Annotated in this window: 15 protein-coding genes; 7 read left to right on the top strand and 8 right to left on the bottom strand. The window is 72.5% G+C overall.

The annotated features are described in order from the left end of the window. The first annotated feature begins 103 nt into the window (after nt 1-103). Nucleotides 104-847, top strand: a complete 744-nt coding sequence (locus P3T41_RS00505) for an SDR family oxidoreductase (RefSeq protein ID WP_280686889.1) — start codon at nt 104-106, stop codon at nt 845-847. Nucleotides 848-1,019: 172 nt separating this feature from the next. After that, nucleotides 1,020-1,922 carry a LysR family transcriptional regulator gene (locus P3T41_RS00500; protein WP_280686888.1) on the top strand — a complete coding sequence of 301 codons (903 nt, stop codon included), beginning with the start codon at nt 1,020-1,022 and terminating at the stop codon, nt 1,920-1,922. A 32-nt stretch (nt 1,923-1,954) separates the two neighbouring features. On the opposite strand, the gene P3T41_RS00495 is transcribed toward P3T41_RS00500, so the two are convergent. Beyond that, entirely contained in the window at nt 1,955-3,076 is a 1,122-nt protein-coding gene (locus tag P3T41_RS00495) for a CDC27 family protein (protein ID WP_280686887.1), read from the bottom strand. Between the two features lie 161 nt (nt 3,077-3,237). Further along, nucleotides 3,238-4,659 carry a helix-turn-helix transcriptional regulator gene (locus P3T41_RS00490; RefSeq protein WP_280686886.1) on the bottom strand — a complete coding sequence of 474 codons (1,422 nt, stop codon included), beginning with the start codon at nt 4,657-4,659 and terminating at the stop codon, nt 3,238-3,240. Between the two features lie 599 nt (nt 4,660-5,258). Here P3T41_RS00490 and P3T41_RS00485 point away from each other — a divergent pair. Continuing rightward, nucleotides 5,259-6,059, top strand: coding sequence for a phosphatase PAP2 family protein (locus tag P3T41_RS00485; protein ID WP_280687303.1), 801 nt, complete (start codon nt 5,259-5,261; stop codon nt 6,057-6,059). Nucleotides 6,060-6,074: 15 nt separating this feature from the next. On the opposite strand, the gene P3T41_RS00480 is transcribed toward P3T41_RS00485, so the two are convergent. From P3T41_RS00480 to glnA, 3 genes are all read right to left on the bottom strand, one after another. Continuing rightward, nucleotides 6,075-9,101, bottom strand: a complete 3,027-nt coding sequence (locus tag P3T41_RS00480) for a bifunctional [glutamine synthetase] adenylyltransferase/[glutamine synthetase]-adenylyl-L-tyrosine phosphorylase (RefSeq protein WP_280686885.1) — start codon at nt 9,099-9,101, stop codon at nt 6,075-6,077. Nucleotides 9,102-9,283: 182 nt separating this feature from the next. Next, complete coding sequence (locus tag P3T41_RS00475) at nt 9,284-10,573, bottom strand: LPXTG cell wall anchor domain-containing protein (protein ID WP_280686884.1); 1,290 nt, start codon at nt 10,571-10,573, stop codon at nt 9,284-9,286. 635 nt (nt 10,574-11,208) lie between these two features. Beyond that, nucleotides 11,209-12,570 carry a type I glutamate--ammonia ligase gene (glnA, locus tag P3T41_RS00470; protein WP_280686883.1) on the bottom strand — a complete coding sequence of 454 codons (1,362 nt, stop codon included), beginning with the start codon at nt 12,568-12,570 and terminating at the stop codon, nt 11,209-11,211. 229 nt (nt 12,571-12,799) lie between these two features. On the opposite strand from glnA, the gene P3T41_RS00465 reads away from it, so the two are divergent. Continuing rightward, the gene (locus P3T41_RS00465; protein WP_280686882.1) at nt 12,800-14,527 is read left to right on the top strand and encodes an NAD+ synthase; all 1,728 of its coding nucleotides are present in this window, start codon (nt 12,800-12,802) and stop codon (nt 14,525-14,527) included. Between the two features lie 15 nt (nt 14,528-14,542). On the opposite strand, the gene P3T41_RS00460 is transcribed toward P3T41_RS00465, so the two are convergent. The 3 genes from P3T41_RS00460 to P3T41_RS00450 all read right to left on the bottom strand — a co-directional run bounded on the left by P3T41_RS00460 (nt 14,543) and on the right by P3T41_RS00450 (nt 18,103). Next, nucleotides 14,543-15,664: an endonuclease/exonuclease/phosphatase family protein gene (locus P3T41_RS00460; RefSeq protein WP_280686881.1), complete on the bottom strand. Its 1,122-nt coding sequence runs from the start codon at nt 15,662-15,664 to the stop codon at nt 14,543-14,545. Nucleotides 15,665-15,797: 133 nt separating this feature from the next. Then, nucleotides 15,798-16,460: a TetR/AcrR family transcriptional regulator gene (locus tag P3T41_RS00455; RefSeq protein ID WP_280686880.1), complete on the bottom strand. Its 663-nt coding sequence runs from the start codon at nt 16,458-16,460 to the stop codon at nt 15,798-15,800. 23 nt (nt 16,461-16,483) lie between these two features. Beyond that, the gene (locus tag P3T41_RS00450; RefSeq protein ID WP_280686879.1) at nt 16,484-18,103 is read right to left on the bottom strand and encodes an MFS transporter; all 1,620 of its coding nucleotides are present in this window, start codon (nt 18,101-18,103) and stop codon (nt 16,484-16,486) included. Nucleotides 18,104-18,361: 258 nt separating this feature from the next. Between P3T41_RS00450 and panB the strand changes: the two genes are divergently transcribed. The 3 genes from panB to P3T41_RS00435 all read left to right on the top strand — a co-directional run bounded on the left by panB (nt 18,362) and on the right by P3T41_RS00435 (nt 21,243). Then, on the top strand, nt 18,362-19,252 hold the full coding sequence (panB, locus tag P3T41_RS00445; RefSeq protein WP_280686878.1) for a 3-methyl-2-oxobutanoate hydroxymethyltransferase: 891 nt from the start codon (nt 18,362-18,364) through the stop codon (nt 19,250-19,252). Between the two features lie 120 nt (nt 19,253-19,372). Continuing rightward, nucleotides 19,373-20,422, top strand: a complete 1,050-nt coding sequence (locus P3T41_RS00440; protein WP_280686877.1) for an ATP-binding cassette domain-containing protein — start codon at nt 19,373-19,375, stop codon at nt 20,420-20,422. Then, on the top strand, nt 20,419-21,243 hold the full coding sequence (locus tag P3T41_RS00435) for an ABC transporter permease (protein ID WP_280686876.1): 825 nt from the start codon (nt 20,419-20,421) through the stop codon (nt 21,241-21,243). The genes P3T41_RS00440 and P3T41_RS00435 overlap by 4 nt, the downstream gene beginning before the upstream one ends. The last annotated feature ends 25 nt before the right edge of the window (nt 21,244-21,268 follow it).

Below are 21,268 nucleotides of genomic sequence, written 5' to 3'. Positions count from 1 at the left end.
AGCCCCCGATCCACCCGACACTGCTCTTCGGTGCGCTCCTACCAATGACAGCGGGCGCGGCGGTCGGTCATCATCGGCACACCACCAGTCCAGGGAGCACCAGATGCCGCAGCAGATCGCCGTTGTCACCGGGGCCGGCACCGGGGTGGGCCGGGCCGTCGCGCTGGAACTCGCCGCGGCCGGCTGGCAGCTCGCGCTGGCCGGGCGCCGGGCCGAGCCGCTGCACGAGACCGCCGCGCTCAGCGGCACCCCGGCCGCCGTCATCCCGACCGACGTGACCGACCCGGTCGCGGTGGACGCGCTCTTCGCCGAGACGGTCGAGCGGTTCGGGCGACTCGACCTGCTCTTCAACAACGCCGGCACCTTCGGCCCGCAGACCCCGCTGGAGGACCTCTCCTACCAGGACTGGCGCGCGGTGGTGGACCTCAACCTGACCGGCGCCTTCCTCTGCGCCCAGGCCGCCTTCCGGCAGTTGAAGCAGCAGCGGCCGCAGGGCGGGCGGATCATCAACAACGGCTCGATCTCGGCGCACGTGCCGCGCCCGCAGAGCATCGCCTACACCGCGACCAAGCACGCGGTCACCGGCCTGACCAAGTCGCTCTCGCTGGACGGGCGGCCGTACCGGATCGCCTGCGGCCAGATCGACATCGGCAACGCCGCCACCGACATGACCGCCGCGATGAGCGTGGGCGTGCGCCAGGCCGACGGGCGGATCGCACCCGAGCCGACCATGGACGTGGCGGAGGTGGCCCGCACCGTGCGTCACATGGCCGAGCTGCCGCTGGAGGCCAACATCCAGTTCGCCACCGTGCTGGCCACCGCCATGCCCTACATCGGACGTGGCTGAGCCCCGCCGGCACTACGGCGGCGGTCGACCCCCTCCCCCCGAGCCGACCCCACGCACGCAGCCGACGGTGCGTCAACCTCGAGCACGGCCACTACCTTTACCTACAACTTGACGATATTTTACATCCCGTGTTTGATCGGCATCGGGTCGAGACCGGGCTACAGGGGGCGGGATGGCAACGGACAGCGCGACATGCGGCGTGGAGTTACGCCACCTGCGGTCCTTCCTGATGGTGGCCCAGGAGTTGAACATCACCAGGGCGGCCGCGCGCCTGCACCTGGCCCAGCAGGCCGTCTCGGTCCAGATCCAGCAGCTCGAACGCACCCTCGGCACCGAACTGCTGGTGCGCACCTCACGGGGCGTCAGCCTGACCCCGGCCGGTGCCGAGCTGGCCGCGGGCGCCCGCAGCGTGGTCGGCGAGCTGGACAGCCTGACCGCGCGACTGCGCTCCCGGGCCGAACCGCTGGGCCCGGGCCGGCCGCTGCGGCTGGCCTGCTGCCCGTACGCCACCGCGCCGTTCGCGCTGGAGGCGGCGGCCGCGATGGAGGAGGCGATCCCCGGGCTCGCCATCGACCTGGTCACCGTGCCGGGCCCGGCCGAGGAGCTGGCCCTGTTGCGGGCCGACGGGGCGGACGCCGCCTTCCTCTGGCTGCCGGCCGGTTCCGGAGCTCTGCGACTGGCCCGACTGCGCACCGACCGGCGGGCGGTGGCGGTGCGCCGGGGCCACCGGCTGGCCGACCGGGCCTCGGTCTGCCTGGCCGACCTGGCCGAGGAGGCGGTGCTGGTACCGGACGGCTTCGACGGCGCCGAGGTCCGCGGCGGCCGAGCCGCACCGGAGAGCTGGGGGAAGGTCGAGGACTGCCTGCTGGCCGTGGCCCGCGGCCGGGGCGTCCTGCTGGCATCCGAGCCGCTGAGCCGCTGGGCGCCGACCGCGCCCGGCGTGCACTGGCTACCCGTGCGCGACGCCGCCCCCTCGCACCTGGCGCTGGCCTGGGGCAGCCGCTCCCCCGAACTACTGCTCACCCGGCTGGTCGCCGAACTGCGCAGGTTCACCGGCTGGTCGGCGGCCGCCTGACACCAGGCCGTCCGACCATGATTGACGGTCCATCAGGAGAGTGCCCGCCGCCGGTTCTGGACGATCGCCGGGCCGGCCGGCATCCCCAGGATGGTGAGCGCAGACTGGTAGGCCGACATCGCCGGTCCCGGCTGCCGCCGCTCCGCCCAGCAGTCGCCGAGCCTGCGCCAGATCAGCGCGATCTCGCGGTGCCCACCGGCCTGGACCAACAGCTGCCCGCAGCGGTGCAGTTCGGCTTCCCCCAGGGCATCCTCGCCGGCCACCAGGTGGGCCCGCCCGAGCGCCAGCGCGAGCGCCGCCCGCTCCCGCCACAGCTGATCACCGATCTCGTCGAGCAGCCCGACTCCTCGCCGGGCCCAGGCCAAGGCCTCGGCCGGATCACCGAGTTGGACCAGTGCCTCGGCCAGCAGCGTGACGCAGAAGACGACTTCACCGATGGTGGCGTTCTCCCGCACGATCCGGTAGGCGGCGACCAGCAGGTTCAGCGCCCGGGCCGGCTCGCCCCTGGCGATCAGCACCAGCGCCAGATTGCACCGCAGCATGCCCTGATGCCGGGCGTTGTCCGCCTCCGCCATCAACGCCAGTGCCCGCTCGGCCAGTTCCAGCGCCTCGTCGAGGCGGCCCTGCTCCCGGGCGATCAGCGAGGCGTTCCATTCCACCGCGCCGAGCGCCACCCGGGAGCCGGTGCTCCGGGCCAGCGGCAGCAGCCGCTCGGCCAACAGCTTGGCCGAGGTCAGATCGCCGCGCGTGACGTAGCAGCCCATCAGCGTCGAGCCGAGCTGCAGGTGCTCGTCCAGTGGCGGCAGCCGGCGCTCGTGCAGCTCGGCCATCGCCCGCTCGCCGAAGTCCACGCTCATCGCCTGATCGCCGACGTCCCGGTAGCAGCGACACAGGGCCACCGCGAGCAGCGCCCAGTCGGCGGTGCCGAACTCGGTGTCGGGCTCGGCCAGCAGCGCGCGATAGGCCTCGATCGCCTCCTCCAGCCGACCCAGCTTCTCCAGCGCCCAGGCCCGGCCGCGCCGGGCCCGGCGGGCGGTGTGCCGGTCCGGCGGCGGGTCGGCGGCCAGCACCCGGCCGAAGACCGCCAGCGCCTCGGCGTCGCCGCCGTTGCGCAGGGCCAGTTCGGCGAAGGCCGTCTCCAACCGAAGCGTCACCGGGCTGCTCCCCCTCTGTGGTCGGCCGGGCCGTGACGGGAGCGTGCCGGGTTCGCGCTCCTGATCGGCTGACCGGGGTCAACGGCTCCGGGTCAGGCTACCCGCCGACTGCCCGACCAATCCCGCCGGTCCACCGACCGGAGCGGTGCGGCAGGTCGGGGTCACAGCCCGGCCGGCCGCAGCACCGCGCGCAGCGGGGCCGCACCCGACAGGCCGGCCGCCGCGAGCCCCTGACGGTAGGCGTTCATCGCCGGCTCCGGGCAGCCGTGGTCGAGCCACTGGTCCCCCAGCGCCCGCCAGGCCTCGGCCCGCTCCCGCCCCGCCGCCAGTCGCAGCTCGGCCTCGCCGAGCAGCCGTTCCACCGTGTGCAGCGCCTCGGCGGCCTCCTGCTCCCGGCCCTGCAACCGGCGGGCCTCGCCCAACTGCAGCCAGGCCCAGACGCCGAGCCCGCTGTACTCGCGCCCCACCAGCTCCAGCGCGCGCTCGGCGTGGGCGGCCCCGTCCTCGTACTGACCGAGCATCAGCTCGGCTCGGGCCAGGCCTAGTTCGCAGCCGGCCCGGTCCAGCGGGCGCCCACAGCGGGCGAGTTCCGCACCGGCCGGCGCGAGGTACTGCTTGGCCAGCGCGGGCTCCGGCACCGGGCCGTCCAGCAGCAGCGAGCCGTAGCCGGCCTTGAGCAGGCCGAGGTGACGAGCCAGCTCGTCCTCGGCGGGCAGCGCGAGGGCGCGCTCGGCCAGGGTCAGCGCCAGCGCGGTCTCGCCGCGCTGCTCGGCCCGGCGGCTGCCCTGCCGGAAGGCGTCGGCGCGGGTGGCCGGGGAGGCGGTGTGCTCGGCGTGCGGCAGCAGCCGGTCGGCCAGCTCCCTGGCCGCGGCCAGCGCGCCGCTGCGGTGCTCCGCCTCGATCAGCACGACGCCCAGGCCCAGATGGTCCTCGGTGGGCGTGGCGAGCACGGCGTTCAGCCGGGCCAGCGCCCCCTGGCCGAGCTCCGCGGCGCGGGCCGGCTCGCCCGCCGCCAGGTGGCAGCGGCAGAGCGCCACCGCGAGCCGCAACCACTCGGCGGAGCCGGGCCCTGGCAGCTCGTCGCGGTACAGCTCGTGCAGCACGGCCAGCGCCTCGGCCGGGCGGTTCAACCGCTCCAGGGCGGCGGCCCGGGCGGTCTCGGCCCGGCGCCGGGTGGCCGGCTCGGCCGGCGGCTCCTCGGCCAGCACCGCATCGCAGGACGCCAGCGCCGCGCCCAACTCGCCGCCGCGCAGCGCCAGCTCGGCCCGCGTGGTCCGGAGCAGCAACTGCTGCTGGCGCTCCAGCTCCTGGTCACTCGCCAGCCCGGTGCGCAGGTACTCCACCGTGCAGTCGAGTCGGGCGGCCAGCCGGCGCAGGATGACCGGGGTGACCGGACGTTTGCCGGACTCCAGCAGCGACAGGTAACTGACCGACATGCCCTCGCCGGCCAGATCGCTCTGCTTGAGCCCGCGCTCACGGCGCAGGTCGCGCAGTCGTCGGCCGATCTCCGCTGTGCCGTCCTGCCCCGATTCCATGCCCGCCCTTGCCTCGACCGTCCGGGCGCTGCCCAGCACCGCGTTCACTTGACTCCATTGTTTACAGGATTGACAACGCCGGTCCAAGACCGCGGACGGATTGAACGGCGCGCGACCGCCCGACTCGACCCCGCCACGCGCTCCGGCGCGAGCCGGCCGTGCGCCGTGACTCGAGCCGTCCTCGACCGGCGTCGGCCCGGCGTCGACCCGGCACCGACCCGTCCTCGGAGGGGCGTCGACCGCTCGGTGCCCCGGGAGCAGCGGCCCCTGGGAGCGATCGGGACCCCGCCTCGCCCCGGGTATTGCGAACGGGTAACAATGGAACGCATGTGTGTCCCTCTGACGCGCGGTGCCCGCGCGTACTGTGCCGCCTCCCCCACCCCGGTCGGGGGCAGCCGCCTCGCACTGAGGGAGGACAGCCGGTGAAGAATCCACGACCAGAGGATGATCGGACGGCCACGGAACGTCTGGCAGACTTCTCGCCCATGGGGGAACCGACCGACATCCAGACGCAGGACGGCGACGACGCCCTCCGGCGCTCCAGCGGCGGTTCCGTCCAAGCCCCGGCCCGTTCGGCCGAACGGGCGACGGACGGAGCCGGTGGCAGCACGGCCGTACGCGCCACCAACTCGCTGCGGCGCCGGATCATGGCGCAGCGGCGCGGTCCGGCCCGCCCGCGGCTCTGGTTCGAGCTCGCACTGATCGGCGTCAGTTACTGGATCTACTCGCTGGTGCGCAACGCGGTGCCCGAACAGGCGGCGGTCGCCCAGAAGAACGCGATGTGGGTCTGGCACAGCGAGCAGTTCTTCGGCGTGAACGTCGAGCGCTCGATCAACCACGCCGTCAACTCGGTCGGCTGGTTGATCGTCGGGATGAACTACTACTACGCGACGCTGCACTTCATCATCACCATCGGTGTGCTGATCTGGCTCTACCGCAGCCATCCGGGCCGCTACGCGGCCGGCCGCACGGTGCTCTTCATCACCACCGGCATCGCCCTGGTCGGCTTCTACTTCTTCCCACTGGCCCCGCCGCGGCTGACCGGGCTCGGCTTCATCGACACGGTCGAGGTCCACCACACCTGGGGCTCGCTGGCCTCGGGGGCGGGGGCCAGCGTGAGCAACCAGTTCGCCGCGATGCCGTCGATGCACATCGGCTGGTCGACCTGGTGCGGACTGACCGTCTTCTTCCTGGCCGAGCGCAAGTGGGTACGGGCCCTGGGGCTGATCTACCCGCTGTTCACCCTGTCGGTGATCATCTCCACCGCCAACCACTACTGGATGGACGCGGTGGGCGGGCTGCTCTGCCTGGCCGTCGGCTTCGCCGTCACCCGGCTGATCTACCACCGCTGGGCCTACCAGTTCCCGCAGATCCCGGCCTCCTGGCAGGGCCAGGGCACCGTGCCCGAGCAGCGGCCCACCCCGGTCGGCGCCGGCTCCCAGCGCTGAGGCCCCGGTGACCCCTCACCCGTAGAAGAGCCGCTCCACCACCGAGCGAGCCCGCCGCGTGGTGCGCCGGTAGTCGTCCATCAGTTCGCCGCTGTGGCCCGCCCCGTAGCCGAGGTAGCGGGCCACCTGCGCGAGCTCCCGCGGCTCGCTCGGGAAGCTGTCGCCGGGGCGCCCGCGCACCAGCATCACCGCGCTGCGGACCCGGGAGGCGAGCACCCAGGCGGCGTCCAGCACCGCCGCGTCCTCGCCCGCCAGCAGGCCGGCCTTGGCGGCCGCGAGCAGCGCCTGCCGGGTCCGGGTGGTGCGCAGCCCGGTCACCTCGTGACCGTGCTGGAGCTGGAGCAGCTGCACCGTCCACTCGACGTCCGCCAGGCCACCGCGCCCGATCTTGGTGTGGGTGGTCGGGTCGGCCCCGCGCGGCAGCCGCTCGCTCTCGATCCGCGCCTTGATCCGCCGGATCTCGATCAGGTCCCGCTCGGGCACGCCCGCCTGCGGGTAGCGCAGCGGGTCGATCAGCTCCCGGAACCGCTCCCCCAGCTCGACGTCGCCGGCCACCGGCTCGGCGCGCAGCAGCGCCTGGCTCTCCCAGACGTGCGACCAGCGCGCGTAGTACGCCGCGTACGAGCCGAGCGTGCGCACCAGCGGGCCCTGGCGGCCCTCGGGGCGCAGGTCGGCGTCGACCAGCAGCGGCGGCTCGGTGGACGGCGCGGCCAGCAGGGTGCGCAGCTGGTTGCAGACCGAGCGGGCGGCGGCGGTCGCGTCGTGCTCGGTCCCGGGCAGCGGATCGTGCACGAAGAGCACGTCCGCGTCCGAGCCGTAGCCCAGCTCGTGCCCGCCGAACCGGCCCATCGCGATCACCGCGAGCCGGGCCGGGAAGGCCTCGCCGTGGGCCTGCTCCCACTCCGCCGTGCAGGCCGCCAGCGCGCCCGCCAGGGTGGCGGCGTTGAGGTCGGTGAGCGCGTTCGCGGTGGTCTCCAGCGCCTCGCCCGGGTACTCGCCGTAGCGGCCGAGCAGGTCGCCGGCGGCAGTGCGGAACAGTTCGCGACGGCGCACCGCGCGGGCCGCCGCCACTCCCACCGCCGCGCTCGGTGCCCGGCCGACCGCCGAGCGGATCTCCGGCTCCAGCACGGCCCGCCCGCGCGCGGCCAGGCCCTGCGGGTCGCCCAGCATGGCCACCGCCTCGGGCGCGCGCAGCAGCAGGTCGGGGGCCAGCCGCCCGGCCGACAGGATCCGGGCCAGGCCCTCGGCCGCCGCGCTCTCGTCCCGCAGCAGCCGCAGGTACCACGGAGTGCGGCCGAGCGCATCGGAGACCTGGCGGAAACCGAGCAGCCCGGCGTCCGGGTCGGCGGAGTCGGCGAACCTGGCCAGCAGCACGGGCAGCAGGGTGCGCTGGATGGCGGCCTTCCGGCTCACCCCGCTGGCCAGCGCCCCCAGGTGCCGCAGCGCGGCCGACGGGTCGGCGAACCCCAGCGCCTTGAGCCGCTGCTCGGCCGCCGCCGAGCTCATCGCCTGGGTACCGGGGGTGATCGCCTCGCCGGCCGACAACTCGGCCACGGCCGCGAGCAGCGGTCGGTAGAAGAGCTTCTCGTGCAGCCGGCGCACCTCGAGGGCGTGCCGCTTCCACTCGCGTTCCAGCGCCGCGACCGGGTCGGCCCGGGTGTCGTCGTTGATCATCGCGGCCAGCGAGCGGGCCAGCCGCCGCAGGTCGGCCGGGTCCTTGGGCATCAAGTGGGTGCGACGCAGCCGGTGCAGCTGGATCCGGTGCTCCAGGGTGCGCAGGAAGCGGTAGGCGGTGTCCAGCGAGGCGGCGTCGGCCCGTCCGACGTAGCCACCCTGTGACAACGCGGCCAGCGCCTCCAAGGTGTTGCCGCTGCGCAGCGCCGGGTCGGTGCGGCCGTGCACCAGCTGCAGCAGCTGCACCGAGAACTCGACGTCGCGCAGCCCGCCCGGGCCGAGTTTGAGCTGGCGGTCCAGCTCGATCGCCGGGATCGCCTCGATCACCCGGCGCCGCATCTGCTGCACGTCCGCGACGAAATGCTCCCGCTCGGCCGCCTGCCAGACCATCGGCGTCAGCGCCGCGAGGTACGCCTGGCCCAGCTCGGCGTCGCCCGCCACCGGGCGGGCCTTCAGCAGCGCCTGGAACTCCCAGGTCTTGGCCCAGCGCTGGTAGTACGCGACATGGCTGGCCAGGGTCCGCACCAGCGGCCCGTTGCGGCCCTCGGGGCGCAGATTGGCGTCCACCGGCCAGATGCTGCCCTCCCGGGTGGTGTCCGAGCAGAGCCGCATCATGGCCGCTGCCAGCCGGGTGGCGGCCCGCAGCCCCACCTGTTCCTCCACGCCCTCGCGCGGCTCGGCCACGAAGATCACGTCCACGTCGGAGATGTAGTTGAGTTCGCGCCCGCCGCACTTGCCCATCGCGATCACCGCCAGCCGGCAGGCGTCGGCGGCTTCCGGCTCCTGCTCGGCGGCGATCTCCAGCGCGGTGCGCAGCGTGGCGCCGGCCAGGTCGGCGAGCTCGGCGGCGGTCTGCGCCAGGTCGATGGTGGCGCTCAAGTCGCGGGCGGCGATGGTCAGCAGGCAGCGGCGGTAGGCGGCGCGCAGCGCGTCGGCCGGCTCGCCCGCGGCGTCCCGGACCCGCTGCTCCAGCTCACGGCGGAATTCGCGGCTGCCCGGGTGCATGTCGCGCTGCTCGAAGGTGACCAGCGCGTGCCAGTCGCGCGGGTGGGTGGCCAGGTGGTCGCCGAGCGCGGCGGAGGCGCCGAGCACGCCGAGCAGCCGGTCGCGCAGCGGCTTGGAGGCGGTCAAGGTGTCCCGCAGGGTGTGCCGTTCGGCCTCGTTCAGCGCTTCGAGCAGCCGGGCCAGGCTCTGCAGCGCGAGGTCGGGGTCCGCGCCGGCGCCGAGCGCGTCGAGCAGGATCGGGTCGTCGGCCAGCCCGTGCAGAGCGGGGGCGGCCAGCCGCCGGACGGCCGCCTCGGGGTCGGTGAAACCCCGGCGGACCAGGCGGTTCTCGGGCCTGCTGACGCGGCTGCCACCGGTGGTCATCGCGCTCCTCGGTGCTTGCGGGCTTGCCGGGTTGAGGGGGCTGAGGGGTTGAGGTCTGCGGGATTGCGGCCTCATAAGATGATCAGCTCATAGCGTAGGTACTTATTCCCCTGAGCGGGCCCCTGACGCACAACTGCCGCAGGGCCCGACCGGGTCGGTCGGGCCCTGCGACTGAGGGAGGATCAGCGCCGACGCGAGCGGCGGGAGAGCAGCACCAGCCCGCCACCACCGGCCAGCAGGACCACCGTGGCGACGATCATCACCGGGTTGAAGTCCGTGCCGGTCTGCGGCAGGGTGCCGCCGGGCGGAGTCGAGCCACCAGGGGGCGTGGAGCCACCGGGCGGCGTGGAACCGCCACCGGGAGGCGTCCAGCCACCGCCGGGAGGCGTCCAACCGCCGCCGGGAGGCGTGGAACCGCCACCGGGAGGCGTCCAACCGCCACCGGGAGGGGTCGAGCCACCACCGGGAGGCGTCCAACCGCCGCCAGGAGGGGTCGAGCCACCACCAGGAGGCGTCCAACCGCCGCCAGGAGGGGTCGAGCCACCACCAGGAGGCGTCCAACCGCCGCCAGGAGGGGTCGAGCCACCACCAGGAGGCGTCCAACCGCCGCCAGGAGGCGTAGACCCACCGGGCGGGGTGCTGGGCACGCAGATGTCCACGTGCGCGTGGCACCGGGCGTCGGTCGAACTCTCCTGGCAGTCGGTCGACTGCGCCGACGTGATGGTGTTGTCGAGCCACGGGTCGCCCTGGTACGGGTCGTTCACCTTCACCTGGTAGCTGAAGGAGCCGTGCTGCCCCGCGTCCAGCTGCCCGGTCCAGGTGATCGTCCGGGCGCTCTCGTCGAACGTCGCGTCCGGCACCGTGGAGTGCAGCGAGCCCGGCACGAACGCGGCGTGCTGCAGCACCTGGCTCAGGTCGTCGGTGACCACCGGAAGCTCGCCGGCCGGAAAAGCGTCGTGCCCGACGTTGCGGTACTCGACCCGGTAGGTCACCACGTCACCCGGGCTCGCCGTGCCGCGGTCCACCGACTTGGCGACGACCAGGCTCGGCGAGTCGACCTCGACGGTGCAGCCCGGTTCGGTCCCCTGCGGGCAGTTGCTGAACTGCGGACCGGTGACCGCGTCGCGCATCCGCATCGGGCCGCGGTCCGGGTTGTCGGCGGTGAGACTGTAGACGATCTTGGTGCTGTCCCCCGGGTTCAGGTCACCGATCCAGGTCAGGACCGGCTGCTGGTACCGGAGCTGCCCGGTGCCGACCGTGGCGTCGTTGTCGTAGACGGCGTCGGCCAGGTCCCCGGACAGGTCGTCGGTGACCACGGCACCGGTGATCGGCACGTTGCCGTCGTTGGTGAGCGTGATGGTGTAGCTGACCTTCTGCCCCGGGAGGTAGACGGAGCGGTCGGCGGTCTTGAGGATGCTCAGGTGGCAGTAGGTGTCGTCGTCCCGCCCGCCCTGCGCGGCGGGGGCCGGCACCGAGGCAGCCGGGTCGGCCGCGGGGGCCGAGGGCGCGGCGGACGGCGCAGCCGGCGCGGGTGCCGCGATAGCCGACGGTGACTCAGCAGCGGCCGGGGAGGCGGGAGTCGAAGGCGCGGCCGGACCGGATGCTGGAGCAGCAGCCGACGCGGAGCCGGCGGCGGACGCCGACCCCAATGGCGATGCCGACGCCGACGCCGACGGAGAGTCAGATGCCGATCCCGCAGCGGACGCTGATCCGGAAGCGGAAGCGGAAGCGAACGCCGAAGCGACTGCCGCAGCCGCCACCTTGGCGGGCGGATCCACCTGCGCGCTCACCGGCAGGGCGGCGGCCAACAGGCCGGTGCTCGACGTGCACAGCACCACGAGCGGGACGATCCAGCGGCGCATGCCTCTCATCGACCCACCCCGCAGCGGCCCGCCGACTGTCTACTGTTGCAACCCACGGCAACTCCTTCACGACACTGAGTGAACATCACTTCAGAGCATGAATCCGCCCCCCGATAAGTACGATCAACCCGCCGTTCGCCGCATCAGCACCCGGGGAAGTTCACCCGGACCGCCTAATCTCCGACATGGCGAAGGCCCGCCCCCCAACCACGGGGACGGGCCCACCAAAGAAAACCGACGCGAAGTCAGAGCACCTGGAGGTTCTTCCGCAGCTCGAACGGCGTGACCTCGCTGCGGTACTCCTCCCACTCCTGGCGCTTGTTGCGCAGGAAGAAATCGAAGACGTGCTCGCCCAGGGTCTCCGCGACCAGCTCGCTGCGCTGCATCAGGTCGATCGCCTCGCCCAGGTTCTGCGGCATCGGCTGGATCCCCATCGCGCGGCGTTCGGCGTCGGTGAGGGCCCAGACGTCGTCGTCGGCGCCCGGGGGGAGTTCGTAGCCCTCCTCGATGCCCTTGAGGCCGGCGGCCAGGGTGACGGCGTAGGCGAGGTAAGGGTTGCAGCCGGTGTCCAGGGAGCGGACCTCGATGCGGGTGGAGCCCTGCTTGCCGGGCTTGTACATCGGGACCCGGATCAGGGCCGAACGGTTGTTGTGGCCCCAGCAGATGTAGGAGGGGGCCTCGCCGCCGGCGCCGGCGGTGCGCTGGGATCCGCCCCAGATGCGCTTGTAGGAGTTGACCCACTGGTTGGTGACGGCCGCGGTCTCGGCGGCGTGCCGGAGCAGGCCGGCGATGAAGGAGCGGCCGACCTTGGAGAGCTGGTACTCGGCGCCGGACTCGTGGAAGGCGTTGCGGTCGCCCTCGAAGAGCGAGAGGTGGGTGTGCATGCCGGAGCCCGGGTGCTCGGAGAAGGGCTTGGGCATGAAGCTGGCGTGCACGCCCTGCTCCAGCGCGACCTCCTTCATGACCAGACGGAAGGTCATGATGTTGTCGGCGGTGGAGAGCGCGTCGGCGTAGCGCAGGTCGATCTCCTGCTGGCCCGGGGCGCCCTCGTGGTGCGAGAACTCCACCGAGATGCCCATCGACTCCAGCATGGTGATCGCCTGGCGGCGGAAGTCGTGGCCCACCCCGCGCGGGGTGTGGTCGAAGTAGCCGGAGTGGTCGGCGGGTTGGGGCGCACTGCCGTCACCGGGGAGGTTCTTCAGCAGGAAGAACTCGATCTCCGGGTGGGTGTAGAAGGTGAACCCCTGCGCCGAGGCCTTCTCCAGGGTGCGCTTGAGCACGAACCGCGGGTCGGCGTAGGAGGGCGAACCGTCCGGCATCATGATGTCGCAGAACATCCGCGCGGTGCCGGGGGTCTCCGAGCGCCAGGGCAGTATCTGGAACGTGGTCGGGTCCGGCTTGGCGATCATGTCCGACTCGTAGACCCGGGCGAACCCCTCGATCGCCGACCCGTCGAAACCGATGCCCTCCTCGAACGCCTGCTCCAGTTCTGCCGGCGCCACTGCCACCGACTTCAGGAACCCGAGCACATCGGTGAACCACAGCCGGACGAACCGGATGTCACGCTCTTCGAGCGTACGAAGCACGAACTCCTGCTGCTTGCCCATGGGGACAGTCTCACCTCTGCTCTTTACGCCCGTGTTACGCAACGGCCCGCCCGCGACCGGACAGGCGAGCGACTACGTCCCATCATTCCGGATTCCGGCACCTGTGGGGCACCCAGGGCGGCGGAACAGCTCGGGAACGGAGCCGAGACGAGGGATGGAGCCGGCCAGGGTGACGGACAACGCCGTCCCCGACCCCCCATAGCGTCAGAACGACGATTACACTGACCCCATGCCGAATCTCCGCCTGGCCATGGCCCAGTTCGACCCGCACGTCGGCGACATCGCGCACAACAGCGAGGAGGTGGTGCGCTGGACGAGGCTCGCCGCCGAGCGCGGTGCGCGGGTGGTCGCGTTTCCCGAGATGGCGCTGACCGGGTATCCGGTCGAGGACCTGGCGCTGCGGGCTTCCTTCGTGGACGCCTCGCGGGCGGCGCTGGTGGAGTTGGCGCAGCGGCTGGCCGCCGAGGGGCTGGGCGACCTGGCCGTGGTGGTGGGCTACCTGGGGCGGTCCCGGGAGAGCGGGCGGCCACAGAACTGTGCGGCCGTGCTGCACGGGGGACAGGTGGTGACCCGGTTCGCCAAGCACTTCCTGCCGAACTATGGGGTGTTCGACGAGTACCGCTGGTTCGAGCCGGGCGACCAGCTCCAGGTGCTGCGGGTGGACGGCATGGACGTCGCGCTGGCGATCTGCGAGGACATCTGGCAGGAGGGCGGCCGGGCGCGGGCCGCCGGGGAGGCCGGGGCCGGGCTGCTGCTGGTGGTCAACGGCTCGCCGTACGAGCGGAACAAGGACGACCAGCGGCTCGACCTGGTCCGGCGCCGGGCCGCCGAGGCGGGCTGCCCGCTGGCGTATCTGAACATGGTGGGCGGCCAGGACGAACTGGTCTTCGACGGCGACTCGCTGGTGGTGGACGCGGCCGGGCAGGTGCTGGCGCGCGCGCCGCAGTTCGAGGAGAGCCTGCTGGTGGTGGACCTGGAGCTGCCGGCCGCGAGCTCGGAGCACCCGGACGGTCAGGTCTACAGCGACGGGCTGCACCTGGTGCGCACCGCGATCGGCACCGAGCCCGCCGAGCAGCGCGAACCGGTCGCGGCCGAGCTCGCGCCCCGGCTCACCGACGAGGCGGAGGTCTACGCCGCGCTGGTCACCGGCACCCGGGCGTACGTGCGCAAGAACGGCTTCAAGTCGGTGCTGATCGGGCTCTCCGGCGGCATCGACTCGGCGCTGGTGGCCGCCATCGCGGTGGACGCGATCGGCGCCGAGAACGTGCACTGCGTCTCGATGCCCAGCCAGTACTCCTCGCAGCACTCCAGGGACGACGCCGCCGAGCTGGCCCGGCGCACCGGACTGCACTTCCGCACCGTGCCGATCGCGCCGATGTTCGACGCCTACATGGCGGCGCTCGGCCTGACCGGGCTGGCCGAGGAGAACCTGCAGTCGCGGCTGCGCGGCACGCTGCTGATGGCGATCTCCAACCAGGAGGGCCACATCGTGCTGGCCCCCGGCAACAAGAGCGAGCTGGCGGTCGGCTACTCGACCCTGTACGGCGACTCGGTGGGCGCCTACGGTCCGATCAAGGACGTCTACAAGACGCTGATCTTCCAGCTCTCCAGGTGGCGCAACGAGGTCGCCGTCGAGCGCGGCGAGCTGCCGCCGATCCCGGAGAACACCATCGTCAAGCCGCCGAGCGCCGAGCTGCGCCCTGACCAGGTGGACACCGACTCGCTGCCCGACTACGACCTGCTGGACACCATCCTGGACGCCTACATCGAGGGCGACCAGGGCCGCGACGCGATCGTGGCGCGCGGGTTCGAGGCGGCCGTGGTGGACCGGGTGGTGCGGCTGGTGGACACCGCCGAGTACAAGCGGCGCCAGTACCCGCCGGGCCCGAAGATCTCGCCCAAGGGCTTCGGGCGGGACCGCCGGCTGCCGATCACCAACGGGTGGCGGCGCGGCTGATCACACCGGTCGGTCCTAACGGTTGTAGCGGTAGTCGGCGGCGACCGCGCGGTGGTCGCTGCCGTCCGCCGGTAGCACCCAGGAGTCGGTGGGCCGCATCCCGCGGCTCATGATCTGGTCGATCCGCGCCATCGGGAACTCGGCCGGGTAGCTGAAGCCGAAGCCGGAGCCCGCCGTGCCCTGGGCCGAGCGCAGCTGCGAGGTGACGGGGGCCAGACTGCTGTCGTTCATCGTCCCGTTCATGTCGCCCAGCAGCAGCACGTGGCCGAGCGGCTCGGCCTGGATCGCGTCGCCCAGCGCCTGCGCGCTGACATCGCGCTGCCCGGCCGTGAAGCCGCTGTCGAATTTCACCCGGACGGAGGGCATGTGGGCGACGTAGACCGCGAGCGGGCCCTGCGGGGTGGCCACCTGGCTGCGGAAGGCCCGGGTCCAGCCGATCTTGATGTCCACCACGTGGGTGTCGCTGATCGGGTACTTGGACCAGAGCCCGACGGTGCCCTCCACCACGTGGTACGGGTAGCTGCTCGCCAGCCCCTTGGTGTAGACGGGCAGCGCGGCGCCGGGCAGTTCCTCCAGCGCGACGATCTGCGCACCGGAGCCGTCGATCATGCGGGCCGTGCCGGCCGGGTCGCGGTTGGCGGCCCAGACGTTGTGGGTGAGCACGGTGAAGTCGCCCTTGCCGGTGCTCTTGTCGCCGAGCAGCCCGCCGAAGAGCCCGAACCAGAGCACCGTCGGCAGCAGCAGCACGATCAGCGCGGTGGCGGAGCGGCGCAGCAGCGCGGCCAGCAGCAGCACCGGGATGAAGACGCCCAGCCAGGGCAGGAAGGTCTCCAGGAAACTGCCGAAGTTGCCGAAGGAGTTGGGCACCTGACGGTGCAGGCCCAGCAGCAGGGCGACCACGACGGCGCACCCTCCGAGCACCCAGCCGCGCCGCCAGGTCGAGCTGCCGCGGGCGTCCTTGCCCCAGTCGAGCAGCCGGTGCCACCGGCGCGCGGCACCGAGATCGGCGTCGGCGTCGGCGTCGGACCCCTCGACGCCGTCGGCGTCGGGCCCCTCGACGGTCGCGGTGAGCGCCGTGGCGCCGGTCGCCGCCGCGGCGTCGTCCGCCGGAGCAGCTTCCTGGTCGGCCTGCGTCATCTGTGACCCCTCGCTGGTCGTCCGGTACCTGTCCAGGCCGAGCCGGACTTATCCCGTCTTAGTGGGATCCTCGGCTCAGCCTATGCCGAGACAGACGCGCGGGACGGCAGCGCGGGTTCCGTCGGGCGACGGGTCAGCCGGCCTGGACGGCGTGAGCCGGGCCACGCAGCCCCTCCAGCAGGGAGTCCACGATGGTGGCGGCCAGCGCGGGGTCGTCCAGCGGTGCGTCTTCCCACATCACCGAACGCAGCAGCATCGGGCCGATCATCATCTCACCGAGCAGCGCGACGTCCAGGTCGGCGCGGAGCTCGCCGTCGGCGATGCCGCGCGCCACCACGGCCTGGATGGCCCGGCGGCGGCGCATCACCACCTGGTCGTAGTAGATCTCCTTGAGCGCGGGCATCGAGTTCATCTGGTCCAGCACCACCCGCAGCACCCAGCGGGAGCGCTTGGCCAGGCCCCGGCGGCGCATGAAGTCCAGGATCACCACCAGGTCGTCCCGGGCGCTGGTTCCGGGCAGCACCGGCTCCGGCTCCTCCAGCCGGACCAGCACGTCGACCAGCAGCGCCTCCTTGTTGGGCCAGCGCCGGTAGATGGTCGCCTTGCCGACCCCGGCGGCCTGGGCGATGCCCTCGATGGTGAGGTCCGCCAGGCTCTTGCCGTCCGTCATCAGCCGCTCGACGGCCTCGCAGATGGCCTGCTCGGCCGCCTCGGAACGCGGCCGCCCCCGCCGCGGCGGCACGCAGTGCGGCCCCGCGGCGGGCGCGGTGAGGGTGCCCTGACGGTCCGAGTCCATGGCCCCATTCTCCATCGTGCCGGTCAGGCCTTGGTCGACTGGACCGCCGGCACCGCGTCACCGGTCTGCGCGTCGGCGGGCACCGGGTCACCCGGACGGCCGGGGGCGGCGATCCTGGCGGGCAGGAAGAACCAGGCCAGCGCCACGCCGAGCAGGGTGACCCCGGCCGAGACGGTGGCCACCACGTGCATCGCGTGGACGAAGGAGTCGAAGGCGGGGTTGATCAGGCCCGGCCGGCCCGTGCTCTGGGCGACCCCGACGGTGGCCTCCACCGACTCCCCCGCCTTGTCGCGCAGCGGCTGCGGCAGCGGGGCGAGGTGGCCGGCGATGCCGTTGCGGTAGCTGGTGGAGAGCACCGCGCCGAGCACCGCGACGCCCAGCGAGCCGCCGACCTGGCGGAAGGTGTTGTTGATCGCCGAACCGGCGCCGGCCTTCTCGCGCGGCAGCGAGCCCATGATCGCCACGGTCACCGGCGGCATCACGTGCGCCATGCCGGCGCCCATGATGAAGCCGATCACCTCGAGCACCCAGATCGGGGTGGTCCGGCCGAGCAGCAGGTAGCCGAGGAAGGCGATCGCGATCAGCGCCATGCCGCCCGCGCAGGTGGCCCGCACACCGAACTTGTCGACCACCAGCCGGGCCCTGGGGGCGAAGATCAGCTGGGCGCAGGCCAGCGGCAGCATCAGCGCACCCGAGGCCAGCGCGCTGTAGCCGCGCACGCTCTGGGTGTAGAAGACGCCGAAGAAGGAGACGCCCATCAGCGCGAAGAAGACCATGCCGACCACCGTCACCGAGGTGGCGAAGACCTTGTCGCGGAACCAGCCGACGTTCAGCGCGGGGTGCTCGACCCGCTTCTCGTAGAACACGAAGGCGACCAGCGCCAGCACGCCGATCAGCACCGGCACCCAGGCCGCGGCCGCGGTGAAGTCGGCCAGGTCGCCGCCCTTGATGATGCCGTAGATCAGCGCCACCAGGCCGACGATCGACAGCAGCACGCCGACCGGGTCGAGCTTGCCGGGGTTGGGGTCGCGGGAGTCCGGGACCAGCAGCGTCATCACGACCAGCGCCACCACGACGATCGGGACGTTGATCAGGAAGACCGAGCCCCACCAGAAGTGCTCGATCAGCAGACCGCCGGTGATCGGGCCGATCGCGATCGCCAGGCCCACCGCGCCGGCCCAGATGCCGATCGCCTTGGGCTGCTCGTGCCGCTCGAAGACGTTCATGATGATCGCCAGCGTGGCGGGCATCACGAAGGCGCCGCCCAGGCCCATCACCGCGCGGAAGGCGATCAGCTGGCCGGGGCTGGTGGCGAGCGCGGAGAGCAGCGAGCCGGCGCCGAAGATCAGCATGCCGGTCAGCAGCGCCTTCTTGCGGCCGAACCGGTCGCCGAGCAGCCCCGAGGTGAAGAGCAGGCCGGCGAAGACCAGGGTGTAGGAGTTTATCGCCCATTCGAGGTCGCTCTGGCTGGCCCCGAGGCCGACCGGGGCGGGGGTCGCGATGGTCTTCATCGCGACGTTGAGGATCGAGTTGTCGAGCACGACGACGAGGAGCGCCAGGATCAGCGTGCCGAGGATCGCCCACCGACGGCGGTGGATGGCTTCCGGTACGCGCGGTGCGGCGCCGGCTACTGCGGTGGTCATACGTCTGTCCCGTTCCGTACGGAGGTGTGCGGGCTTCCTGGGACTCGGCGAGACGCGAGCGTCTCGTAATCCCCCGCCGAGAACTGTACGCCGTTTTGCGATACGAGACGTATCCGTATCGCAAAACGGCGGGCAAAGACTCGGTGGCGTGCTCCGAAACCCCGGCTCTTTGCTCCGCGCCCGGGCCGTGCAAGCATGGAGGAGATCCGGGGACGCCACACGGCGCCACGAGACCACAACCCTTCAGGAGCCTGTTCCATGAACGCTTCTCAGCTTCCGCCTGCCCAGACGCCTGCCGCGGGAGCGGCGCCGACGTCCGGGGGGCGCTCCCTCTACGGCGGGGTGACCAACCGCCGGGTCACCGTCCGGGACCTGGCCGCCGCCAAGCGCCGCGGGGAGCGGTGGGCGATGCTCACCGCCTACGACGCGCTGACCGCCGGGGTCTTCGACGAGGCCGGCATCCCCGTCCTGCTGGTCGGCGACTCCGCCGGCAACTGCCACCTCGGCTACCAGACCACGGTGCCGGTCACCATGGACGAGATGGTGATGCTCTCGGCCGCCGTGGTGCGCGGCACCGAGCGCGCGCTGATCATCGGCGACCTGCCGTTCGGCTCCTACCAGGAGTCCCCCGCCCAGGCCCTGCGCAACGCCGCCCGGCTGATGAAGGAGGCCGGGGTCGGCGCGGTCAAGCTGGAGGGCGGCGAGCGCAGCGCCCGCACCATCGAGATGCTGGTCGAGGCCGGGGTCCCGGTGATGGCGCACATCGGGCTGACCCCGCAGTCGGTGCACGCCCTCGGCGGCTACCCGGTGCAGGGCCGGGGCGACGAGGCGGCGCACAAGCTGCAGCGTGACGCCAAGGCCGTGCAGCAGGCTGGCGCCTTCGCCGTGGTGCTCGAAGCGGTGCCGGCCGAGCTGGCCACCCAGGTCACCGAGTCGCTCTCGGTGCCGACCGTCGGCATCGGCGCCGGGGCCGGCTGCGACGCCCAGGTGCTGGTCTGGACCGACATGGCCGGGATGACCGCGGGCAGCGTGCCGTCCTTCGTCAAGCAGTACGCCAACCTGCGCAAGGTGCTGGGCGATGCCGCCCGCGAGTACGCCGCCGAGGTGCTCGGCGGCAGCTTCCCGGCGGCGGAGCACAGCTTCAAGTAGCGCAGCTTCAAGTAACGGAGTCCGGTCGGTCGGCCCGCTGTCGGTGACGCTGACAGCGGGCCGACCGCCGTGACAGCGGGCTGAGAGCGGTCTGGCAGCGGCGCCGGACAGTCTGACGGCATGACAACGACGACCGCCGCCCCGAACGACCAGGGGCACCGCTTCACTCTCCGCACCACCGCGCAGGTCGGCGCCGAACCGGCCAACGCCGTCGAGGCGCGAGGGATCGTCAAGCACTACGGTGCGACGAAGGCCCTGGACGGCGTCGACCTGACGGTCCGCCAGGGCACCGTGCTCGGCGTGCTGGGCCCCAACGGGGCCGGCAAGACCACGCTGATCCGGGTGCTCTCCACGCTGATCAGGCCGGACGCCGGCAGCGCGACCGTCGGCGGCTACGACGTGCTGCGCCAGCCCAAGCAGCTGCGCCGCACCATCGGCCTGACCGGGCAGTACGCCTCGGTGGACGAGTACCTCTCCGGCTCCGAGAACCTCTACCTGATCGGCCGGCTGCTCGACCTCTCCCGCAGGGACGCCAAGGCCCGCGCCGTCGAGCTGCTGGAGCGCTTCTCGCTGACCGAGGCGGCCGGACGGCCGGCCAAGACCTACTCCGGCGGGATGCGCCGCCGCCTCGACCTCGCCGCCAGCATGATCGGCCGCCCGCGGGTGCTCTACCTGGACGAGCCCACCACCGGTCTGGACCCGCGCACCCGCAACGAGGTCTGGGAGGAGGTGCGCCGGATGGTGGCCGAGGGCTCCACCGTGCTGCTCACCACCCAGTACATGGAGGAGGCCGAGCAGTTGGCCACCGACCTCACGGTGATCGACCGCGGCCGGGTGATCGCCAACGGCACGGTGGACGGCCTCAAGCGGGAGGTCGGCGGCCGGACGCTGCGGGTGCGCCCGGCCCGCCCGGGCGAACTGGCCGAGATGGTCCGCTGCCTGACCGACGCCGGGGTCCTCGGAGCCACCGCCACGCCGGACGGCGAGCTGCTCAGCGTGCCGATCGGCGGGGACGAGCAGTTGACCGCCGTGATCGGGGTGCTCGGCGGCCGGGGCTTCGGCATCGCCGGCATCGACACCGTCGTACCCAGCCTGGACGAGGTCTTCCTCGCCATCACCGGCAAGACGTCCACCGATTCGACCGCCGTCATCGAGGAGACCCAGCGATGAGCGCCGCCACCGCCACCCTGCCCCGTCCCACCGCCACCGCGGTCGCCGACAGCCGCACCACACCGCGCGACCACCTGCGGCACATCGGCGCGCTGACCCGGCGCAACCTGATGCGGATCAAGGCCGATCCGGAGTCCCTGTTCGACGTGCTGCTGATGCCGATCATCTTCACGCTGCTCTTCGTCTACGTCTTCGGCGGCGCGGTCTCCGGCAACCAGCAGGCCTACAAGCAGTACCTGATCCCCGGCCTGCTCGGCGGCACCGGGCTCAACCTGGCGATGGCGGTGGGCACCGGCCTCAACAGCGACCTGCAGACCGGGGTGATGGACCGGTTCCGCTCGCTGCCGATCGCCCGCTCCTCGGTGCTGATCGGCAAGATGCTGGCCGAGGCCTGCCGCGGGCTGGTCTCCTTCACCGTCCTGATCGTCTTCGCGCTGATCCTCGGGCTGCAGTTGAAGACCGGCCTGCCCGGGGTGCTCGGGGCGGTCGGACTCGCGCTGGTCTTCGGGATGTCGCTGGTCTGGATCTCCATGCTGCTCGGCCTGACGATGAAGAGCGCGCAGGCGGTCCAGGGGGTCGGCATGCTGGTGGTGATGCCGCTGCAGTTCGGCAGCTCGATCTTCGCCCCGACCAGCACCATGCCGGGCTGGCTGCACGAGTTCACCAAGGTCAACCCGCTCTCCAACCTGGCGGACGCCTGCCGCGCCCTGATCAACGGCGGACCGGTGGCCCACTCGGTGAGCATGGTGCTGCTCTGGTCGGTGGCGATCACCGCGATCACCGCACCGCTGGCCGTGAACCGGTTCCGCAAGCGGGTCTGACGAACCGTCAGACCCGGTCGGACGG

The sequence above is a fragment of the Kitasatospora sp. GAS204B genome (genome assembly GCF_029892155.1).
In the GTDB taxonomy this organism is placed as follows: domain Bacteria; phylum Actinomycetota; class Actinomycetes; order Streptomycetales; family Streptomycetaceae; genus Kitasatospora.
Note: the sequence above shows the minus strand (reverse complement) of the source record. Positions and strands in the feature narration are given on the sequence as shown.